The 16,130-nt window shown below is 65.0% G+C and carries 16 protein-coding genes; 8 read left to right on the top strand and 8 right to left on the bottom strand.

The window, feature by feature from the left end; translation table 11 throughout:
• Window positions 1-143 precede the first annotated feature (143 nt).
• Together ASE00_RS06805 and ASE00_RS06810 are read right to left on the bottom strand one after the other, a co-directional pair.
• Window positions 144-1,274: a glycosidase gene (locus ASE00_RS06805; RefSeq protein ID WP_056378420.1), complete on the bottom strand. Its 1,131-nt coding sequence runs from the start codon at window positions 1,272-1,274 to the stop codon at window positions 144-146.
• A gap of 70 nt (window positions 1,275-1,344) precedes the next feature.
• The gene (locus tag ASE00_RS06810) at window positions 1,345-1,689 is read right to left on the bottom strand and encodes a DUF952 domain-containing protein (protein ID WP_056378422.1); all 345 of its coding nucleotides are present in this window, start codon (window positions 1,687-1,689) and stop codon (window positions 1,345-1,347) included.
• A gap of 389 nt (window positions 1,690-2,078) precedes the next feature.
• Here ASE00_RS06810 and ASE00_RS06815 point away from each other — a divergent pair, with 389 nt between their 5' ends.
• The 8 genes from ASE00_RS06815 to ASE00_RS06850 all read left to right on the top strand — a co-directional run bounded on the left by ASE00_RS06815 (window position 2,079) and on the right by ASE00_RS06850 (window position 12,073).
• The gene (locus ASE00_RS06815) at window positions 2,079-3,809 is read left to right on the top strand and encodes a tetratricopeptide repeat protein (protein ID WP_056378424.1); all 1,731 of its coding nucleotides are present in this window, start codon (window positions 2,079-2,081) and stop codon (window positions 3,807-3,809) included.
• Between the two features lie 82 nt (window positions 3,810-3,891).
• Window positions 3,892-4,962, top strand: a complete 1,071-nt coding sequence (locus ASE00_RS06820; RefSeq protein WP_235538557.1) for a sensor histidine kinase — start codon at window positions 3,892-3,894, stop codon at window positions 4,960-4,962.
• A gap of 215 nt (window positions 4,963-5,177) precedes the next feature.
• Window positions 5,178-6,563, top strand: a complete 1,386-nt coding sequence (gene pstC, locus ASE00_RS06825; RefSeq protein ID WP_056378426.1) for a phosphate ABC transporter permease subunit PstC — start codon at window positions 5,178-5,180, stop codon at window positions 6,561-6,563.
• A 31-nt stretch (window positions 6,564-6,594) separates the two neighbouring features.
• Window positions 6,595-7,845: a phosphate ABC transporter permease PstA gene (pstA, locus tag ASE00_RS06830; protein WP_056378428.1), complete on the top strand. Its 1,251-nt coding sequence runs from the start codon at window positions 6,595-6,597 to the stop codon at window positions 7,843-7,845.
• A gap of 8 nt (window positions 7,846-7,853) precedes the next feature.
• Window positions 7,854-8,633, top strand: a complete 780-nt coding sequence (gene pstB, locus ASE00_RS06835) for a phosphate ABC transporter ATP-binding protein PstB (RefSeq protein WP_056378430.1) — start codon at window positions 7,854-7,856, stop codon at window positions 8,631-8,633.
• A gap of 251 nt (window positions 8,634-8,884) precedes the next feature.
• On the top strand, window positions 8,885-9,922 hold the full coding sequence (locus ASE00_RS06840; RefSeq protein WP_056378432.1) for a substrate-binding domain-containing protein: 1,038 nt from the start codon (window positions 8,885-8,887) through the stop codon (window positions 9,920-9,922).
• 41 nt (window positions 9,923-9,963) lie between these two features.
• Window positions 9,964-11,472, top strand: coding sequence for an OprO/OprP family phosphate-selective porin (locus tag ASE00_RS06845; RefSeq protein ID WP_056378434.1), 1,509 nt, complete (start codon window positions 9,964-9,966; stop codon window positions 11,470-11,472).
• A gap of 232 nt (window positions 11,473-11,704) precedes the next feature.
• Entirely contained in the window at window positions 11,705-12,073 is a 369-nt protein-coding gene (locus tag ASE00_RS06850) for a hypothetical protein (protein ID WP_056378436.1), read from the top strand.
• Window positions 12,074-12,235: 162 nt separating this feature from the next.
• On the opposite strand, the gene ASE00_RS24220 is transcribed toward ASE00_RS06850, so the two are convergent.
• The 6 genes from ASE00_RS24220 to ASE00_RS06875 form a co-directional block, all read right to left on the bottom strand.
• Window positions 12,236-12,400, bottom strand: coding sequence for an SRPBCC domain-containing protein (locus tag ASE00_RS24220; protein ID WP_268801340.1), 165 nt, complete (start codon window positions 12,398-12,400; stop codon window positions 12,236-12,238).
• Window positions 12,397-12,684, bottom strand: a complete 288-nt coding sequence (locus ASE00_RS24225) for an SRPBCC domain-containing protein (protein WP_268801341.1) — start codon at window positions 12,682-12,684, stop codon at window positions 12,397-12,399. The genes ASE00_RS24220 and ASE00_RS24225 overlap by 4 nt, the downstream gene beginning before the upstream one ends.
• 49 nt (window positions 12,685-12,733) lie before the next feature.
• Window positions 12,734-13,981: an RNA polymerase sigma factor gene (locus ASE00_RS06860; protein WP_056378438.1), complete on the bottom strand. Its 1,248-nt coding sequence runs from the start codon at window positions 13,979-13,981 to the stop codon at window positions 12,734-12,736.
• Entirely contained in the window at window positions 13,978-14,355 is a 378-nt protein-coding gene (locus ASE00_RS06865) for a YciI family protein (protein WP_056379405.1), read from the bottom strand. The genes ASE00_RS06860 and ASE00_RS06865 overlap by 4 nt, the downstream gene beginning before the upstream one ends.
• A gap of 71 nt (window positions 14,356-14,426) precedes the next feature.
• Window positions 14,427-15,071, bottom strand: coding sequence for a helix-turn-helix domain-containing protein (locus ASE00_RS06870; protein ID WP_056378440.1), 645 nt, complete (start codon window positions 15,069-15,071; stop codon window positions 14,427-14,429).
• A 69-nt stretch (window positions 15,072-15,140) separates the two neighbouring features.
• Complete coding sequence (locus ASE00_RS06875) at window positions 15,141-16,115, bottom strand: M48 family metallopeptidase (protein WP_156405298.1); 975 nt, start codon at window positions 16,113-16,115, stop codon at window positions 15,141-15,143.
• Between the last annotated feature and the right edge of the window lie 15 nt (window positions 16,116-16,130).

A 16,130-nucleotide genomic window follows, 5' to 3' on the forward strand; every position in this document is an offset into this window, starting at 1 on the left:
TCACACTGATCCAGATCAGTTGATAATTCGCTCGTCGCGCGTGAGGGAAAACAAAAAGCGAGGATTTTTGTTGCAGGAGTCGGAGACTGCGTCCCCGCGCTATGGGTGCTTGAGCCGTCCGCCCGCTGCGCCGCAACAAATCCTCAGAGCGTGAAATGCACTTTCGGAACATGTGTGATCCGGCAGGCGAGGTCGCATTCTCCGGACGCGACGATGAAATGGTCGCCGCTGTCGGCTATACCTGTCGTGAAGACGACGTCGCGAATATAGAGCTGATGATCGACCGGCATCGTCAGATCGGGGTTGGCCTCCAGCAGCGGCGCATGATCGGTGGCGACGACCTTCGAAGGATCCTTCGCATCCATGATCGACCAATAGGTGCGGTAGATGCCCACTATCCCGCTCGGCTCGACGCCGTGCCAGAGGGAAAGCCAGCCCCGCTCTGTCAGCACCGGCGGGGTGCCGCCTCCCATGCGGGCGGTTGCTACCGTCCCGGCATGCGGCCTGATGCCCGGTCGAAGATGCGGCTTCCAGTGCAGCGCATCGGGAGAGGTCGCGAGGTTGATCGAAGGCCCCGCGCGCCAGTCGCTGCCAGGCGGATAGGCGAAATACAGATCGCCCAGCGGACGGGTCTGCGCCCAATATTGCCCGTCGATCAGCCCCTCGAAGATCAGCATGTCCTTGTTCTGGTGATCGAGAACGATCGCCTCGAAGCGCCAGTCGAGCCCATCGTCCGAACTGTACAACGTCGTCGAATGGCGTTCCGGGCTGACCGAACAGGTTGTCATCAGATAGCGATCGCCCACCCGCGAGATGCGGGCGTCCTCCAGGCCGTAGCACTGGAAGCTGTAGCCGGGCGCGATGGCCCGGTCATAATGGATCGCGACGACCTCCAGCCCATCGGCGCTGAGTTCGACGGGGAGCAGCCATGACAATGACGTCAGCGCCATGATCTTCCACCCGCCGCCATGGAGCATGAACTTGCGGGGATCGGCGGTGTCGGCATGTTCGAGCGGCCAGGCGTCGAGCACGTAGCGCGGCGCGCCGTCCTCGTCGGTCCAGCGGATCGCATGGACGTGGCCGTCGCGGATCGGATGACGCAGCGCCTCCGCCACCCGGACCACCATCAGCAGATTGCCGTTGGCGAGACGCGTCAGCCCGGGGTTGAATGCGCCAAGCACATAGGTTTCGGCGTCGAAGTGCCCCGCCAGCGGCGACCGGGCGAGATCGACGTCGTCCGGAATGAATATCAGCCGGTCGGTGGAATAGTGCATTTCGGTCGTCCTCGCCTTGGCGGTCCGAGGCGGTAACGACGGCGGCGTCCGAGAGTTGCCTGAAGGCGGGCTATCCAGCGACCGGGAGTTTGAGCGTTCCGTCGGTCTCATATTCGACCGGCCCATAGGCGATGACGACATCGAGCGTCAGGCGGCCATAGATATGGGGAAAGAGATCACCGCCCCGCGACGGCTCCCAACGGACTGCTTCGCCGAGGGCGTCGAGATCGACGGCCGCAATGACCAGGTCGGTCTGCCCCGCGAAATGGCGGCTCAGCGTCTCGGCGGCCTGCGCCGCCGTCGACAGGTGAATATAACCGTCGGCCTGATCGACCGGAGCTCCGTCGAAGCTGCCGTCCTCCAGCGCCGCCCACTGTGGCAACGTCAATATCTTATAGGCTATGCTGTCCGCCATCGCGTCTTTCCTCGATCCCGTCGCGCCGCCTCTTCGCAGGCCGCAGCGGATTCGTCCAACGCTGGAAGAGCCGATCCGTTCGTATCGGGGAAAGTGAAAGGCCGACCGTCCGCTGGTGGGGGCCATACGGACGATCGGCCGATATCCTCCGGGCCGCAACGCCGGCATCCTGTTGGGGGTAGGATGCCAGCGCACGTCACCCGAAGCGCACGCTGTCAGGACATGCCATCCAACGCCGGGCGGGTTTAATCGCCTGATCTGGTGGTGCGGCAGGATTGCGCGGCGGGGCAGTGACTATCCGTGTCTGTTACCGTTACAACGGTCGTAGGAAAGCCGCTCAAATCCTGCGGTGACACAAATGCGTTTTAACGCTACTTCTGCTGACCGACATGACCGACACCAGCGACATGGCGATCGATCGTACCGAGGCGGAGCCGGCTGCGGCCGTGTCACGCGTTCTGGACAGCGATGCCGACAAGATGCGCCGGGAGCTGCAATCGGTCATCGCATCGCCCGATTTCGCCCGCGCCCCGATCATGAAGCGGCTGCTCTCCTTCCTGGTGGGCGAGACGGCCGCCGGGCGCGGAGACCAGCTCAAGGCCTATTCTGTAGCGGTCGACGGGCTTGGCCGGGCGCCCGATTATGATGCCCGTGCCGACAGCTATCCGCGCGTTCAGGTCGGCCGTCTGCGGCGTATGCTCGATAGCTATTACAACGTCACGCCGCCGGTCGATGGCCTTCGGCTGACGATTCCCAGTGGCCGCTACCGCGTCGCGCTCCAGCCGGCGAACACCGTTGCGGAGGCTGGCGCACCAGCCGATATAAGCATTCCGATGCTGCCGGGAAGCCCGCTGACCTTCGGCTGGCATGTCGCGCTGCTGCTGATGCTGGTCCTGCTGATCGCTGCGGTGCTGTTCCGGATGGTACCGATGCGCACCACCACGCCCGACGCCGCGCAGGAACGCCCGGTCCTCGAATTCGCAAGCGCCGACGTGGCGCGTGAAAGCCAGCTCGGCAATGTGGTGAGGGCCGCTCTCCTTAACGGTCTCAGCCGTTCCGGCGTTTATGACCTGCGTTCGCAGCGCCGATCGGGCATACGCGATCCCCACGTCGCGCCGCCACGCTACAGGCTGAGCACCGACATGATCGGTGGGGCGAACCCGCGCCTGTTCCTGCGGCTGTCGCGCGTGTCGCCCGACCAGTTGCTCTGGTCCGGTGACATCAGCCTTCCGTCCGAAAGCCAGATCGACGGCGTCGAGCTCGATCGGCGGCTCGCGCCGGTCATCGCCAGCATCGGGCGCGTCAATGGCCTGGTCGCCACCCACGAGCTTCAGGAGAGCAACGGTCTGGAGGCGCGGGGCTATAGCTGCTTCCTCCTCTACCACCGCTATCGTAAGGATCGCACCGATTCGGAGCGCGATCATGTCCGGGCCTGCGTCGAGGCCAGCCTGAAGCGACATCCCGAGGATCCGGGATTGCAGGCTGCAGCGGCGCAGCTGGCGATCGAACGCACCGTGGCGTCGGATATCGACCCGCGTGATCGCGCCGAACAGCTGCAAGCCGCGCGGCGCCACGCGCAGATCGCCACCGCGATCGCGCCCCAGGATCCCTGGGCGCTCGCCGCCCGCGCGCGTATCGCCGTGATCCGCAAGGCCTGTCCCCAGGCGGTCGGCTTTGCGATGCGGGCGAGCGAGGTGCAGCCTTATGATCCCGCGCTGCTGGCGGATATCGGCGTCTATCTGCTCGATTGCGGCGATCCGCGCGCCGAAGAAATGATCCGCCGGGCCATCGCGCTCGACGACAATCCCGAAGGGCGCTTCTACGCCCCGCTCCTCCTGCTTGCGATCAGCCGCGACGATAAGGCGATGGCGCACGAGGCCCTCGCCCATATGGCGCCGCCGGTCATCGGCCGCCACAGCCGCTTCTATCTGATCAGCGCGGCGGGCTATGCCATGCTGGGTGATTATGGCCGGGCGCGCGCCGCCTGGATACAGCTGAAGGCCAACAGCCCTTTGGTGGCGAATGACCCGGAGGCCTATCTGGAGCAACTGGGATATGCTGCGGACCTGCGGGGAAGAGCGATGGCCCATCTCCGCAAGGCGAGGCTCGCCGGGTTCTGATCTGAAAAGAACCGCTGCCGGAATGGCTTCCCCACGATGCCATAGCAGGATAACATGACGGCGTCGTGATTGGGCACGCGGCATGCCACGCCAGTTTCTGGCGGGCGAACTTGGAGCAGGGACGATTTCGGTGATTCTCGATCTGCCGCACCGGCTTGCCGGGCGGAAACCGGATGTGTCGACCGATATTGTCGTCGCGGCGGCTTCGATCGGCCTGGCAGTCATCTGCCGCGCGATCGTCGACATCTTCACGCCCGGCGTGATCGTCTATGCCTTCGTGTTCCCAGCCGCGATCTTCGCCAGCCTCGTCGCGGGCGCGCGATCCGGCCTGCTCACGACGGCGGGATGCCAATTGCTCGCCTGGTATTTCGTCATCCCGGTGAAGCGCAGCTTCGTGATCAGCACCCCCGACGCGATAGGACTGCTCGTCGCCACCGCCTCGGTCGCTTTGACCGTCTGGGCGGTCTCCGCCTTTCGCGCGACATCAGCCCGGCTCCAGGAGGAAAAGGAGCGACATGTCGAACTTCTTTCGCTCGCGTTGAAGGAAGTCGACCACCGCACCCGCAACAACTTCCAGATCGCCGCCTCGCTTCTCCTCTCCCGGGCGGCAGGACAGGACGATCCCCGCCTGCGCGACGAGTTGCAGCGCGCCGCGGGACGCCTCCAGTCGCTGGCCGCCGCCTACAGCAATCTGGCGCTCAGCAGCGCCGATCTCTCGACCGTCCTTCTGCACGATCACCTTCGCGAGATTTGCGACCGCGTCCGCGAAGGCATGCTTCCAGCCGGCGTGACGCTGAGTTTCGACGCCGAACCGGTCCAGGTCCCCGCCCAGGTCGCGGTCGCGATCGCGCTTATCGTCAATGAATGCCTGACCAATGCCGCCAAGCACGCCTTCCCCGATGGATTGGGCGCGGTCGCGATATGGCTGCGCCCCGATGGCGACGACGCACTTATCACGATCGAGGATGATGGCGTCGGCCGGCCCTCGACCGGCGACGCGGGCACCGGATCGAAGCTGATCGACGTTCTCGCACGCACGCTTTCCGCTGAATATACCATCGCCAGCGGAACGACGACCGACCGTGGAACGCGTTGCGAATTGCGGGTTCCGCTACACGGCGACCGTCCCGGATTGACGCAGTCAGCCGCCTGACAGCGGGGGCGTGGCAGCCCTTCTGATGGGCTGTCATATTTCTGTAACAAAAGGGACTACAAAGCGTAACGCTTGAGCGCCAATACCCCCTTGCCTGTGATCGGGCTGGGGCAATCAGGATTCGCCGTTCTTTTCCGTGATGACACGGCGGTGGTCCTGATTGTGCTTTCCGATCGCCCGGGCGCGATGCTCCGCGTCTTCGTAAAGAGAAATCTATGTCATTCACGATGATTGCTGTGATGGTGCTGGCGCTGGGCGCGGTGGCTTTTGCGCTCGGACGGGGGCGTGCCAGCCGCTTCGCGCCCGTGAGCGGAGAGCGCCTGCATTCGCGGCCCAATTATCATGGCGCGCATATGCTGCTGTGGGTGATCCTGCCTCCCCTGATCTTCCTCGTCGCCTGGACCTTCGTCCAGCCCAATCTGGTCACGCAGGCGGTGCTGTCGGTCCCCGCCGCTTCACAACTGCCGGCTCCGGGCATCGAGCGCGATGCGGTGCTGACCGAGGTTCGCGGCCTGGTCGACGGCTCGGTCGAGGCCAGCTTCAATCCCGCCGCCGAACAGCTCGCGCCGGTCTATCGCGCCGCGCACGATCAATATGGTCTGCTCGGCGGCATCGTCGCCGGGCTGCTCGCGCTGGCCGGCGGCGGCTATGCCTTCACCCGGCTGCGCCGCGATTTCCGCGCCAGGAACCGAGTCGAACGCGTCGTCATGATCGGGTTGATCGCCGCTTCGCTGATCGCCATCTTCACGACCTTCGGCATCGTCATCTCGCTGCTCTTCGAATCGCTGCTGTTTTTCCAGAAGGTGTCGCCGGTCGAGTTTCTGTTTGGCCTCGAATGGAGCCCGCAGACCGCGCTGCGCGCCGACCAGGTCGGCTCGTCGGGCGCTTTCGGCGCGGTGCCGCTGTTCTGGGGCACGATCTTCATCGGCGCGATCATCGCGATGATCGTCGCGATCCCGCTCGGCCTGATGAGTGCGATCTATCTCACCCAATATGCCAGGCCGCGCCTGCGCAAGTGGATGAAGCCCGCGCTGGAGATGCTCGCCGGCGTGCCGACCGTGGTCTACGGCTATTTCGCCGCGCTGACCGTCGCACCGGCGATCCGCGACTTCGCCGCCTGGGCCAACATCCCGGGTGCATCGTCTGAATCCGCGATGGCCGCAGGCCTCGTCATGGGCGTGATGATCATCCCGTTCGTCTCCTCGATGGCCGACGACTCGCTCGCGGCGGTGCCGCAGGCCATGCGCGACGGCTCCTTCGCACTCGGCGCTACCCCGTCGGAGACGATCCGCCGGGTGCTCGTTCCCGCCGCGCTCCCAGGCGTGGTCGGCGGCGTCCTGCTCGCGGTCAGCCGCGCGATCGGCGAGACGATGATCGTGGTGATGGCTGCCGGCCTCGCCGCCAACCTCACCCTCAATCCCTTCGCCAGCGTGACCACCGTGACGACCCAGATCGTCCAGTTGCTCACCGGCGACCAGGAGTTCGACAGCGCCAAGACGCTGGCCGCCTTCGCGCTCGGCCTGACTCTGCTGATCGTCACCCTCATCCTCAACATCATCGCCCTGCGCGTGGTGAAGAAATATCGGGAAGCATATGAGTGATTTGGCTGCACCGTCGGATGGAGACGCTCCGATGACGATCAACGCGACCGGCTGGCGGTCGGAAGCCATGCAGCGCCGGGTCGCCCGCCGCTATGCGTCGGAACGCCGTTTCCGCGGCCTGGGCTTCTTCGCCGTCGCACTGTCAGGCGGGTTCCTCGCCTTCCTGCTGGTCACGATGTTCTACAACGGCATCGGCGGTTTCACGCAGACCGAAATCCGTGTGCCGGTGAACTTCGCCAGCATCAGCGCGGGCGTGACGCCTTCGGCGCTCCAGGGCCCCAACGCCGAAGAGGCGCTGGGCACGCTCGACCTAGAAAGCCTGGCGGCAACCTCGGCGACCGAAGCGCTGGGCGAAAATGGCCCGTCGATGCTGTCGGACGGCGCCTGGCTGTCGCTGCGTGAGGCGCTGAGAGACGATCCCACGCTGATCACCCGCAAGGCGGACATATGGGTACCGGCCTCGGTCGACATCGATCAGGCCGCCAAAGGCGCTGACGAGCCCGAGCCCAAGCAGCAGCTCGCGGCGCTGAAAGCCAAGGACGCGGTGCGCACAGGCTTCAGCATGACCTTCTTGACCGCTTCGGACTCGACCGACCCGACCGTCGTCGGCATCTGGGGCGCGTTCAAGGGCACCCTGCTGACCATGCTGGTGACCGCGCTGCTCGCCTTCCCGGTCGGCACGCTCGCCGCCCTCTATCTGGAGGAATATGCGCCGCGGAACCGCTGGACCGATCTGATCGAGGTCTCGATCAACAATCTGGCGGCGGTGCCCTCGATCATCTTCGGCCTGCTCGGCCTGGCCGTGTTCCTGAACTTCATGGACATGCCACGCTCGGCGCCCATCGTCGGCGGCCTCACCCTGGCGCTGATGACGATGCCGGTGATCGTCATCGCCTCGCGCAACGCGATCAAGGCGGTGCCGCCGTCGATCCGCGACGCCGCTCTGGCGATGGGCGCCTCACCGGTCCAGGTCGTCTTCCACCATGTCCTGCCGCTCGCGATGCCCGGCATCCTGACCGGTACGATCATCGGCATGGCCCGCGCTCTGGGCGAGACCGCGCCGCTGATCATGATCGGCATGCGCGCCTTCATCTCGTCGCCGCCCACCAGCTTCACCGAGCCGGCCACCGTGCTGCCGGTGCAGATCTTCCTGTGGTCGGACGAGGTCAGCCGGGGCTTTGTCGAAAAGACCTCGGCCGCTATCATCGTACTGCTGGCCTTCCTGATGACGATGAACGCGACCGCTATCTATCTTCGCAACCATTTTGAACGACGGTGGTAAACCCGACCATGCAAGAAGCAGCAATCACGGCCTCGCTGAAGATGACGGCGCGCGACGTCAACGTCTTCTACGGTGAGAAACAGGCCATCAGGAACGTGTCGATCGACGTCGACAAGGACAATGTCACTGCCTTCATCGGCCCGTCGGGCTGCGGCAAGTCGACCTTCCTGCGCACGCTCAACCGGATGAACGACACCGTCGCCGGTTGCCGCGTCACCGGGAACATCGAGCTGGACGGCGAAGACATCTACGCCTCGGGCATGGACGTCGTCCTGCTGCGCGCGCGGGTGGGCATGGTCTTCCAGAAGCCCAATCCCTTCCCCAAGTCGATCTATGAGAACATCGCCTACGGCCCGCGCATCCACGGCCTGGCCGAGAACAAGAGCGCGATGGACCATATCGTCGAGAAGTCGCTGCAGCGCGCCGGCCTCTGGAACGAGGTCAAGGACCGCCTCCATGAGAGCGGCACCGCCCTGTCGGGCGGCCAGCAACAGCGGCTGTGCATCGCCCGCGCGATCGCGGTCGATCCCGAAGTGATCCTGATGGACGAGCCCTGCTCGGCGCTCGATCCGATCGCCACTGCGAAGATCGAGGAACTGATCACCGAACTGCGCGGCCGCTTCGCGATCGTGATCGTGACGCACAATATGCAGCAGGCCGCCCGCATCTCGCAGCGGACCGCCTTCTTCCACCTTGGCGAACTGATCGAATATGGCGGCACCGCCGACATCTTCACCAATCCGCGCGAGCCCCGCACCCAGGATTACATCACCGGCCGCTACGGCTGATCGATCCGGCTTCGACGACTCGAATATTACGAAGGACGCGATCGGAAACGGTCGCGTCTTTTTGCGTGTGCTCAATTCCTGCAGGTGGAATACAGCCCGCGAAACATAGCGCTTCGGGCAAGGCACTTCCCGCATCGCAACAAGCGATGTCATCGCGTTGTAACATTGGCGTCACGATAGCTTCACGGCGCGCTCCTAGTGACTCCCCCGTCACGAGGCGAGTCGATCGCCTCTCCACCAAGGGGACGATAATGCATATCCGTTACAAGGCGCTGGCGCTGGCCGCCGTTGGTCTGGCTTGCTTTCCCACCGTCGCGTCCGCGCGCTCGCAGATCCGCGCGGTCGGCTCGTCGACCGTCTATCCGTTCGCGACCGCAGTCGCCGAGCGTCTGGCGCGCGCCAACCCGGCCATGAAGCCCCCGGTCATCGAATCGACCGGCACCGGCGGCGGCATCAAGCTGTTCTGCGCCGGCGTGGGCGAGCAATTCCCCGACATCGCCAACGCCTCCCGCCGCATCAAGGCCGGTGAAGTGAAGACCTGCCAGGCAAATGGCGTCAAGGACATCACCGAGATCCAGGTCGGTATCGACGGCATCGCGCTGGCGACTGCCAAGGCGACCGGCATCGCCAATGTGACTTCGCTCGACATCTATAAGGCGCTCGCCAAGACCCCGTTCGGCAAGCCGAACAAGGCGAAGACCTGGAAGGACGTCAACGGCAGCCTGCCCGCCACCCCGATCCGCGCCTTCGGCCCGCCGCCCACCTCGGGCACCCGCGACGCCTTCGGCGAGCTGATCATGACCGCCGGCTGCAGCACCAACCCGGCAATGGTCGCGCTGAAGAAAAGCGACGAAAACAAGTTCAAGGCGATCTGCACCGCGATGCGCGAGGACGGCGCCTTCGTCGAAACCGGCGAGAATGACAACCTGATCGTCCAGAAGCTCGAGAGCAATCCCGGCACCGTGGGCATCTTCGGCTACTCCTATCTCGAAGAGAATGAGAAGCAGCTCAAGGGCATCTCGATCAACGGCGTCGCGCCGACCTATGACTCGATCGCGTCGTTCAAATATCCGGGCGCCCGTCCGCTCTACGTCTATGTGAAGAACGCCCATGTCCGCGCCATTCCGGCGATCAGGGCCTACATCACCGAGTTCACCAAGGAAGCCGCGTGGGGCCCGCAGGGCTATCTGGTCAAGCGCGGCATGATCGCGGCCCCGACCGCGATCCGCGCCAAGGCCGCAGCCGCCGCGCGTGCGCTGACGCCGCTCAATCCCGCCGAAGTCAAGTAACCACGGCGTAACCAACATCCTGTTTTGAAGGGGGAATATACGTGAAGAATCATCTTCATCTGCTGCTGATCGCGGCGAGCTCGCTGGCTTTCGCCAGCGCAGCTCAGGCTCAGGAAACCCCGGCTGCCGATGACTCGGCGGTCGAGGTGGCCGAAGAGAAGCCCGATGCGGCCGCCGAAATGGAGTTCCTGAAGGCGCAGGTCGACGCGCTGCAGGCCCAGATCGAAGCGCTCAGCGCCCGCACCGCCAAGGCGGAGCCGAGCTGGAAGGGTGCCCCGCAATGGGTCGACACCGCCGGCTGGAGCTTCAAGCCCAAGGGCGTGATTCAGTTCGACGCGGGCTATGTCTCGCTGCCGAAAAAGATCCCGGGCGCCGTCGCGGTCTCCGGCACCAGCGCCGGTTCGGGCGTCAACACCAACAATCTGGGCTGGAACACCCGCGCCCGCCGTCTGATCGTCGGCGCCGAGGGCAGCATCCCGGGCGGCTTCGGCTACAAGTTCGAGCTCGAACTGTCGCAGGGCGGCGTCAACTATGAAGACATGGTGATCAGCTACCAGAAGCCGGGCAGCCCGTGGAGCATCACGGTCGGCCATCAATATCCGCTGTCGAGCCTCGAACTGCTGACCAGCAACCGATTCACCACCTTCATGGAGCGCGCCGGCAACACCGACGCGCTGGGCTATGGCCGTCGCCTCGGCGGCACCGTCGCCTACACCGATCCGGCCGGCCTGTGGTCGCTCGCCGCCGGTATCTATTCGGAGGACGTCGCCAATGCGAACGTCGCCCGCACCGGCTGGCAGGCCAGCGTCCGCGGCTATTATTCGCCGGTCATCAGCGGCGTCCAGGCGCATCTGGGCTTCCAGTTCCAGCATCGCCAGGCACCGACCGATGCGCAGAACATCCGCTATCGCCAGCGTCCCTACACCCAGGTTTCGGGTGAGCGCTTCGTCGACACCGGCGCCATCGCGGCCAAGGGCGACGACATCCTGGGCGGCGAACTGGCGGCGATCTATAAGTCGTTCCACTTCGCCAGCGAATATCAGCAGGTGTGGGTCCGCAGCATCGCTCCGGGCACCGTGCTAGGCATCAACAACGCCACCGGCACCGCAAATTTCGCTCTCTCCGATCCCAAGTTCCGCACCGGCTATGTCGAAGTCGGTTACTATCTGACCGGCGAAACGCGCGGCTATAAGGGCGGCAAGTGGGATCGCACCAAGGTGCTCCATCCGATCACCGACGGCGGCATGGGCGCGTGGCAGATCAACGCCCGCGCCGATTTCACCGACCTTAACGATCGCGTTGCTCCCGGCACCGTGCTCAGCGGCACCGGCATGACCTACATCAATGGCGGCGTGACCAAGGGTTACGAAGCCAGCCTGATCTGGCTGCCGATCGATTATGTGAAGCTGATGCTGCAATATGCCCACTCGGATATCTCCGGTGGTCCTTCGGCCCGCGCTTTCTCGGGCTTCGTGACCCCCGCTCCGGCTGGCTTCCAGCACAAATACGGCGTCGACGCGGTTACCCTGCGTACCCAGCTCGACTTCTAAGACGATGGCACGGGAGGCGGTTCGCCGCCTGCCTGCTCGCCCATCGCGGCACCGATATCCCCAACCCCAACCAACTTGCGCACCGCCGGTCCCTTCCGGCGGTGCGTTTTTATTGGGGCTGACAGATTATCTTTTGCTGTAACCAAAGCCTGCCGCTTGACGAATATGTAACCGATCAGTACGTGCAGATCAGCAACGTACCGATCAGTTACATTTCTTCAGGAGGCGGGCGATGGCCTATCTCGATTTCTCTCCGCTCGCGGGTGAAGCCCGCAGCGCCAGCGCGGCCGATGTCGGCCGTTTCTCGCCGACCGAATTGCGGGTGATCGACCTCGCCGAGCGGATCGACGCGCGGCAGGAAATCAATCCGCAAGGACGCTTCGGCCGCTTCGTCGAATGGGCATTGGGCATCCGCCTCGCTCGCCCGCTCGCCGATCCCCGTCTCGAAAATCTGCGCCGCTTCGCATCGCTGGTTCGCCATCATCCACGCGATGTCGGCGAGGACGACGTGCGCCGCTTCGTCGACGCGGGCTTTTCGCACGGCCAGGCCTATGGCCTACTCGCCTATCTTGGCGGTCGGGCCCGCGCGACGCTGCACTGAATCAGAGCTGCCCCGCCTCTCCCTGCGGCGGGGCCGGGGGTGGGCACCGTGCCCCCGGAGCGCGATCCGACACCCCCCGGTCGTTGATCGCCAGCCCACCCCCTATTATTTTGATCCGCTCACGCGGATGTGCGTTTCAACAAAGCTGAAACAGCCAAAGCGCTAAATTCGCTTGGCCAGCGCCTCCAGCTGATCGGTCGCGATGCCCCAGCCCTGCTCGAAGCCCATTGCCTCATGCTGGGCCTTGTCCTCGGCAGTCCAGTGGAGCACGCGGGCGGTGTAGCGGGTCTTGCCATCCTCCTCCTCGAAGGTGAGGATGCCCGTCATGAACGGCTTTTCGGACGGTCCCACGCCCTTGTATAAGCATCGGTGAAGACCAGCTTCTCGTTGGGGATCACTTCCAAATAAACGCCGGGATTAGGCATCTCCTCGCCATTGGTACCCTTCATCACGATCAGGCTGGAACCACCCGCGCGGACGTCGTTCTCGACATGCGACACGCCCCAGGGCGGCGGGCAGAACCAGAGCGGGATCAGCGCGGGATCGGTCCAGCAGCGGAACAGCGTCTCGCGCGGAGCGTCGATCAGGCGGGTCAGCTTCAGCTCATGCATATTCTTTCTCCTTGGCTGTGCCGATACGACGATCGGGCCGGGGCCGATCCTACATCGGCGCGGTCGACAACCGATCGAGTTGCTGCCGAATATAGGCGGCTTCTGCGGCCGATCCGGCCAGCCCGATCGCCCGGCCGAAAGCCTCCCGCGCTTCCTGGGTCCTGCCCAGCTGATCGAGAAAGGCGCCGCGCGCGCCGTGAAAATAGAAATAACCATCGAGTCGCTCACCCAGCGGCGCAATCAGGTCCAGCGCGGCTTCCGGCCCGGACAGCTTTGCCAGCGCCACCGCGCGGTTGAGAGTTATCACCGGCGAGGGCTGAATTCGCTCGAGTGTCGCGTAGAGCTTCTCGATCTGCGCCCAGTCGGTCTCATCGGCGGTCTTCGCGCGAGCATGAAGCGCCGCGATCGCCGCCTGCACTTGATAAGGCCCCGGTCGGCGGTGCCGCATCGCTTTGTCGAGCAATGCCAATCCTTCGGCGATCGCCGCCGCGTCCCAATGGTTGCGATCCTGATTCTCCAGCAGGACGACCTGCCCGTCGCCATCGAGCCGCGCCGCGCTGCGCGCATGCTGGAGCAGCATTAGCGCGACCAGTCCGGTGATCTCGGGCTCGGCGGGGAACAGCCGGACGAGCAATCGGCCGAGCCGGATCGCCTCACGGCACAGCGGTTCGCGCGCCCCCGCCTCCGCTCCGCTCGCCGAATAGCCTTCATTGAAGATCAGATAGACCATCGCCGCGACCGCACCGAGCCGCTCGGCGCGCTCGATCGCGCCCGGTGTTTCGAAGGGCACGCCGCTGTCGGCGATTCGCGCCTTGGCGCGGGTGATGCGTTGCTCCATCGCCTTCTCACCGACCAGGAAGGCGCGCGCGATCTGCGCGACGGTCAGTCCGGATACGATCCGCAGTGCCAGCGCGATCGCCGACGTCGCCGGCAGATCGGGATGGCAGCAGACGAACAGCAGCCGCAGAATGTCATCGCGATACTGCCCCTCGTCGAGCCGGTCGGCCAACGCTCCCTCGGCATCGTCCAGATCGGATAGCTGATCATCGGACGGCAACCCGGTTTCCCGGCTCGATCGCCGCAGCCTATCGATCCCGCTGTTGCGGCCGACCAGGATCAGCCAGGCGGGAGGGTCGCGCGGCGGCCCCTGCTCGGGCCACTTCGCCAGCGCGCGCAGGCAGGCTTCCTGATAGGCCTCCTCGGCCATGTCCATGTCGCGAAAATAGCGCAGCAGCGCCGCGACCGCACGCGGCCGGGCCGACGCCAGCGCCGCGTCGATCCAGGCGAGATCGGTCATGACGCCGCGGCGACGTCACCCGGCCGATACAGCATCAGCGGGCGTACTTCGTGCGCTCCGGCCGATCCGCTTGCGCGGCCCAGGTCGCTCGCCACTGCGATCGCCTCCTCGAGATTCGCACAATCGACCACATAGAAGCCGAGCAGTTGCTCCTTGGTCTCCGCAAAGGGCCCGTCGAGCACCAGCGGCTCGGTACCTTTGCGCACCGTCGTCGCAGCGGTGGTCGGCATCAGCCGCGCAACTGGCCCGAGCCGCCCCTGCATTGCCAGCTTCGCCTGCACCGCGCCGAGCCGATCCATGACCACAGCCTCGGTTTCGTGACTCCAGGCCCCGACCACCTCTTCGGAATCATAGCAGAGGATCGCATACAGCATCGGCTTCTCCATCACTTGCGATGCAACGACGCGCGGGAGAGCCGCGATCCGACACGACGGCCGGAAAAATCTCAGCTGTCGCCGCGCGGATAGATGATGATAGACAGGTAGCGGCTCGTCGGGCTCACCAGCGTCTCGGGACCGTGCAGGGCTCCCGAATCGAACAACAGCGAGTCGCCCTCGCGCAGTGTGTAGCGCTCGCTACCATGGCGATAGATCACCTCGCCCTCGATCATGAAAATATACTCGACCCCGCTATGGCGGAAGCTGGTGTGTGCGACGGCGTTTTCGCGCAGCAGGATCAGATAGGGTTCGACTACCACATCGCCGCGCAGGACATGGCCGAGCAGCTGGTAGACATGACCCGACTTGGTACCGCGCCGCTCGATCGTCAGCCCCTGCCCCGCCGGCACATAGGAACAGTCCTGCCGTTCCTCGCACGAGGCGAACAGCGACGACAGCGGAACGTTGAGCGCAACCGCTATGCCCTGCAAGGTCGAAAGCGATGCGGAGATGCCGCCATTCTCGATCTTCGACAGCATTCCGTTCGAGATACCCGCCGCCGAGGCGAGGTCCGACACCGACAGGTCATGCTGCCGCCGCAGCTGACGGATCTGTATGCCCAGCGCGCGCTCCAGGCTGCGCTCCGCCACCTGCGGCGCGCTCGATATGGTGTCGAGGCCGGTTTCATCGGCCGGAGGAGACTGCTTGACCATGAGCGGACCTTAGCGCGGTTCTGATCTCCGCCAAGACCCCGCTGCTTCGGCGGCCCCAGGCTTACCCATCTAAAACTCCGGAATCGCGATCGGCGGGACCAGGGCTTCGCCCCTGGCCCTTTTGCCATCGATATCGTCGACTATGGCCTGCGTCATCGCCCGCCGCTCTGCGCCGCCGGCATGGGTCGCATCGCCTGCCCCGCTCAGCCTTTCCCAATAAGCGGGCGCGACGTGGATATCGAACCCGGCTCGCGCCATCAGGTAGAGGCCGAGCAGATCGGCCTCGTCCTCGGTCTTGCGGATTTCGCGCGCCCCATCCGGGCTGGGCGACCGCTCATCGAGCGACACGCCGGCGCGATCGAGCCGACGGCGGTGATTCAGAATATTATGCGCCATCTCGTGCGCGATCGACACGGCCAGTTCATCGTCGTCCTTCGCCGCAGCGGCGGCCTCCACGCCGATCGAAATCATCATCCCGTCCGCCCCAGCATTGTTCGCATCGGCTGTTTCGAGCTGTACCTGCGACCGGCATCCGCGCTCGGGCGTTATGTCATGGTCGACCAGCGCCCCAGCACGTTCGAGGGTGACGCGGACGGGCCCCGCACGGCTGGCATTGGCCAGCCGTGCCATTACCCGCTCGACCCCGCTATAGTCGGTCTTTTCGCGCTTTTTCAGCGGCGTGATGGCGATTTTGACCCCATTGATCGCTACGATCCGGTCTCCGGCCCTCATTCCGGCGCGATCGGCGGCGGCGCCGGGAACAACCAGTTCCACCGCCGGCCCGGGGCCTAGATCGAATACGCGCGCGGCAGCAGGGCGATAGCGCGGCGCATATTGGCGCAACTCGTGCACCACCAGCCCGAACCAAGGCGACTGGCGGGGGCAGAGGTCGCGATTACCGACAGCGATTCGATAGGCGACGGCGGCAACCCGCGCATCTTCCGCACGCAGCGCCTCTAGCGCGAAATCGCCGTCGCCCGGGCTGGCTGCCGCCAGGATCAACGGCGCAGCCAGAAGCGGAAGAAGACGGGGAAAAATTGCCATAGCCCCCTTTAGCCC

This window comes from Sphingomonas sp. Root710, from assembly GCF_001429065.1.
GTDB lineage: Bacteria > Pseudomonadota > Alphaproteobacteria > Sphingomonadales > Sphingomonadaceae > Rhizorhabdus.